Source organism: Sphingomonas sp. (assembly GCF_031372575.1).
Taxonomy (GTDB): Bacteria; Pseudomonadota; Alphaproteobacteria; order Sphingomonadales; family Sphingomonadaceae; genus Sphingomicrobium.
The window spans coordinates 1-4,454 of sequence record NZ_JANMLM010000018.1 but is presented as its reverse complement, the minus strand read 5'-3'; the positions used below and the strand labels follow the sequence as shown (position 1 = coordinate 4,454).

General features: G+C 61.3%; 7 protein-coding genes. 3 read left to right on the top strand and 4 right to left on the bottom strand.

Features of this window, described 5'->3' with window-relative positions:
• Positions 1 to 7 precede the first annotated feature (7 nt).
• The 3 genes from RMN73_RS01690 to RMN73_RS01680 form a co-directional block, all read right to left on the bottom strand.
• Positions 8 to 460, bottom strand: coding sequence for a PA2169 family four-helix-bundle protein (locus tag RMN73_RS01690; RefSeq protein WP_309601586.1), 453 nt, complete (start codon positions 458 to 460; stop codon positions 8 to 10).
• A 170-nt stretch (positions 461 to 630) separates the two neighbouring features.
• Positions 631 to 1,125, bottom strand: a complete 495-nt coding sequence (locus tag RMN73_RS01685) for a DUF2846 domain-containing protein (RefSeq protein ID WP_309601585.1) — start codon at positions 1,123 to 1,125, stop codon at positions 631 to 633.
• A 2-nt stretch (positions 1,126 to 1,127) separates the two neighbouring features.
• Complete coding sequence (locus RMN73_RS01680) at positions 1,128 to 1,802, bottom strand: hypothetical protein (protein WP_309601584.1); 675 nt, start codon at positions 1,800 to 1,802, stop codon at positions 1,128 to 1,130.
• A 184-nt stretch (positions 1,803 to 1,986) separates the two neighbouring features.
• Between RMN73_RS01680 and RMN73_RS01675 the strand changes: the two genes are divergently transcribed.
• Positions 1,987 to 2,817 carry an energy transducer TonB gene (locus RMN73_RS01675; protein ID WP_309601583.1) on the top strand — a complete coding sequence of 277 codons (831 nt, stop codon included), beginning with the start codon at positions 1,987 to 1,989 and terminating at the stop codon, positions 2,815 to 2,817.
• On the opposite strand, the gene RMN73_RS01670 is transcribed toward RMN73_RS01675, so the two are convergent.
• On the bottom strand, positions 2,814 to 3,050 hold the full coding sequence (locus tag RMN73_RS01670) for a hypothetical protein (protein WP_309601582.1): 237 nt from the start codon (positions 3,048 to 3,050) through the stop codon (positions 2,814 to 2,816). The genes RMN73_RS01675 and RMN73_RS01670 overlap by 4 nt on opposite strands.
• 84 nt (positions 3,051 to 3,134) lie before the next feature.
• Here RMN73_RS01670 and RMN73_RS01665 point away from each other — a divergent pair, with 84 nt between their 5' ends.
• Together RMN73_RS01665 and RMN73_RS01660 are read left to right on the top strand one after the other, a co-directional pair.
• On the top strand, positions 3,135 to 3,890 hold the full coding sequence (locus RMN73_RS01665; RefSeq protein ID WP_309601581.1) for a methyltransferase: 756 nt from the start codon (positions 3,135 to 3,137) through the stop codon (positions 3,888 to 3,890).
• Positions 3,887 to 4,454: cation:dicarboxylate symporter family transporter (locus RMN73_RS01660; RefSeq protein ID WP_309601580.1), on the top strand; the 568-nt coding region annotated here is incomplete at its 3' end. The genes RMN73_RS01665 and RMN73_RS01660, both read left to right, overlap by 4 nt.

Sequence of the window (4,454 nt, the reverse complement as noted above, 5' to 3'; positions counted from 1 at the left end):
TCGCTCCTTACGCGTCGAGGTTGTGCTTGAGGTTGCTCATTTCGTCATGGCCCGCCTTGACCGAACTGAAGGCGGTTTCGACCAACGTGCGGCTCTGCGGCGACAGGCTGTCGTCCTTGAGCGCGGCTTCGAACTTGGCCTTGATATGATCTTCGCCACGCTCGACTTCGTTGACGATCGCCTTGTCGTCGCGACCCATAACAGCCGCCTTCAGGTCGAGGAAGGCCTGATGGGCCTTGCCAAGGACAGTGCCGTCCTCGTCGGGGGTTCCGCCCAAGCGACCAACTTCGCCCGCCAACTCGCCCGCAACGCGCTCACGCTCAGCCGCATTGTCGCGGAAGATCTGCTGGAACTGGCTGCCCTCGGCATGTTCGGCAGCCTCGCGATAGCCGTTGACGCTGTCGTTGAGAGTCGAGGTAAGGGTTTTAAGGATCGTCGTGTTGTCGTCGGTGCCTAACATGCGCGTTCTCCTGATAAGCGTTACAGATGCCATCCAAACGCGCGAGGCAGCGGAGCGATGCGTCGGTCAGCAAGATTTCGTCGTGCCGAAACAACAGGTCGTGCCCAGAAAAAAAAGGGGCCAGCCCTGCGGCCAGCCCCATTCGTCAATCCGAAAACTTGTGGTGTCGCTTAGCCTGCGGGCTTGACTGCCTTGGCCGCCAGCTGCTCACGATCCTTGGCGATCTCCCCAGCGATCTTGGCGCTATCCATCGGCGTCACCTTGCCCGACACGCTGGTGAAATCAGCGGCCGCTGCGGGCGCGAGGTTGGGACGTCCGACCATCATGCCCATGGCGATGTTGCACTTCACGAAGCTGGTCTCATCGGGTTCGACCTGGACGGTGACGGTATCGGTCGCCTCCGACTTGGCGGTCAACGTGTGCACGCCGGGCTCGACCTCGACCACATAATATTTGCCAGCGCCGACGCGGCCGATCATCGCACCATTCTCGCGGACGGTGCACTTAATTGCGAAGCCCATCGAGCTGGGGCGGAAGATAACGATCTGGCCCTTGCCGGGGGTCGGCTTGGGCAAGACGATCGGCGCTGCCTGGTCACGCGCGACGGCGGTTGCGGGCAACGTGACGAGCGACGACAGGCACAGAGCGAGGGCAATTTTCTTCATGATCAATTTCCTTGGGTGGTGAAGGCCGGAACCGGCATTGGTGAGGTGTAAAGCGGATCCTGGCGCGGCAATTTGACGAGCAGGGATGCGGGCAATTCGGTGGCGCTGCGGGTTTTTGCCGACGCGTTGGTTCCGGCTGCAACGCGTGCCGAGCCCCCGGTAATCAGCATCCCGGCAATCCCGCCGACCGCACCGCCAGCAATCATCAGGCCCATTGCGACGCCCTGATTATCGCGACCTTGCGCCGGGTTGACCTGGAATGATCGAAGCGCAATCGCGACCGAATTGTCGAGCAAGATGCGCTGCGCCGCGATCAGCAACTCGCCCGATTTGCCGCCCATCCCGCCCTTCGCAGCGTGGATCACCATGCCTTCGACGACCGTTCCCTCGGGCAGGCCGAGGTCAGGCGTGACATAGATTGGGCGGGCAAGACGAAGCCTGACCGGATCGCCGCTCTTGGCGAGTTTCGACGACACTTCATCGACCACGGTCAGGTCGACCGCAAACAAGGCCGGCAAGGTGTAGGAAGCAGGCGCTGCTGGAACCTGGACCACGGGTTGCGCGTCCGCTGCCGCATCGGAAGCTACTGGTGAAACGGCGATCGGCTGGGCGAGCGACGGACCGGCAAGACTGAAAAGCGCGCCTGCGAACGCAGCACGATACGCAATATTCAACACGGCGAACTCCCCCCTTTTGTCGTTCGGCAGCGCCTGTTTAGCCACCGAATATCGACTTGTACAATGGCGGGACGAATGGATCGGCGGGCTCGCCGGAGATTGGGCATGCGGTGCGACTTTGATGGCACAGGCGCTCAACGGGCCGGTGCTTGCCCGGTGCCGGAATTTGCGACAAGCTGCTGCAATGTTGCGTATTTCGCCCCTTGTCGCGCTGTCGGCGCTGTCGTTTCAATCTGCCCCGGCGGCGGCAGCACCGTTGCAGCCAACCGGCCAATGGAACATGCAATATTCGCCGACCAGTTGTGAGGCGAAGCGGCGCTTTGGCGATGTCGCAATTGTCATCGTTCCGGGCGCGCTGGGCGAATCGACGCGGGTGATGCTCGAACTTCCGGGCAAGGCCGTTAAAGCGCGGCAGTATCCCGCGATTATCGATCCCAAGGACGGGCGAGGCGCCGAGAAAGCGACCGGGTTGCTATTCCCGCTGAAAAAACCGGGGACTCGTGGAGTCTATACTGTGCTTCCCAACGCACTGGTCGATCGACTGATGACCAGTGGGGCGATCGGGCTTGAAATCGGCAGTCCAAAAACGAAGATTGCGACCAAATATGCGGACGTCAACTTGGCACTCGGTCCGATGAAAGCACTCAAAAAAGCGCTCGATACTTGCATGACGGACCTCAGAACGCAGTGGGGAATGGTCGATGGGAAACTACCCAGGCCAGCCATTGCAAGTTATGCGAGAGGTGATGTGCGGAGCATCTTCACGTCCGACGATTATCCGGAGGAAGCCGTCAATGCTGGCCAGAGCGGGACTACGCGATATTTGCTGATGATCGCGCGCGATGGTTCGGTGATGGACTGTGTGGTCGTTGAATCAAGCGGAGTGGCGAGCCTCGACGCCATGGGCTGCCAGGTAATCCGCGAGCGGGCCAAGTTCAAACCGGCGATCGGTGCCGATGGCAAGCCGACCGTCGACACCGTCGTCACGCCGCCGATCCGCTGGCAAATGTCTTAACCGGCGATTGCAGTAACCTTGCGGCCGTGAGACGCCTTGCTCCGCCCCATCGACCAGTTCGCCTGCAATCGGACCTGCGGATTGGGGACGCACCAGATTTCCCCGCCATCATCGAAACCGACCACCCACAGTAGGTCAAATTCGGCGCCATAATCGATCACTGCGACGGCCGTGCCATTGCCGCGATCGACGACATGGAGCGGGATCGTGGGATCGAGCTGGGTGAAGGCCATGCGGCTGGAACGACCAACAATGAAGGGCGGTTCCCTAGAAGGTCAACCGGCGCTAGCGTGGCGACGAGAATGAAGGAGGCTGCAATGCGGTGGATGGCTTTGATCGGAATGGGGCTGGCGATAACGAGCCCCGCTTCAAGTGCAGGCAAATCGGATATGGTCGCCGCAGCGGTCGCGGATAGCGCCCACCGCAGTGGAGATAATGTCAAACTCGATGCCAGCCGAAAGCCTGGTGAAGTGCTCAAATTCCTCGGTCTGAAGCCAGGCATGCGGGTTTCCGATCCGTTCGGCAGCAACCTTTACTGGGCGGAAATCATCACGCCGATCATCGGGCCCAAGGGCCGTGTGTCGATCTGGCAGCCCAAACAATTTTATGACCAGAAAGCCTATGACAAGTTCACCGCCTTCAGGGCGACTCATCCCAATGCGTGGATGCGGGTCAGCCCGTTCGAAGCGCCCGACTTGCCCGCGTCGACCTATGACTTCATGCTGATCAACCTGGATTATCACGACGTCTATTGGGAGAGCGCAAAATATGGCGTTGTCAAAATGGACCCCGACGCATGGCTCAAGACGATCTATGCGGCGATGAAACCGGGCGCGGTGGTCGGGGTAATCGATCATGTCGCAAGCCCCGGCGATCCTCGCGTGTCGGTCGAGAAATTGCATCGCATCGATCCGGCAGTGGTCAGGGCCGACTTCAAACGCGCCGGGTTCAAGCTGGAAGCGGAGAGTAATTTCCTGCGCAATCCGGCCGACGACCATAGCTTGCTGGTGTTCAACCCGGCGATCCGCGGCAAGACCGACCGCTTCATCATGAAGTTCCGTAAACCGCGATGAGCGAGGCAATCGAGGCACAGGCCGCCAAGCCGATCACCGGGGCGCGGGCGATTTGGGTATTGCTCGCTTTGGTCGCCGGGCTGATTATCGGGACGATCGCGGCGAAAGTGGGCGATGGCTTGCGCGAACCGGCGTTGCAGGCGGCAACCATGGTCGGCGGCTTATGGATCGACGCGCTGAAGATGACCGTCATCCCGTTGATCGTCGCGCTGCTGGTGGTGGGGATCGCGCGCGGCGCCGAAGCGGCGAGTGCGGGGCGGATCGCCGGGCGTTCGGTGGCGTGGTTCGTAATTGTATGCACCGCATCGGCGGTGTTCGGGACGTTGGCGATGACGTTGTTGCTGGGCGCCTTCCCGTTGCCGGGCAACGCCGCCGAAGCGTTGCGCGCTGGGCTCGCCGCACTCGATCCCGCAGCGGCGTCGACACCGGTGCCGCAGGTTGCGGACTTCTTCAAATCGATCATCCCGCCCAACGTCGTCGCCGCCGCCGCCGAAGGGCAGGTGTTGCAACTGGTGATCTTTGCCTTGCTGTTCGCGCTTGCACTGACCCGCATCGGCGCGGCCA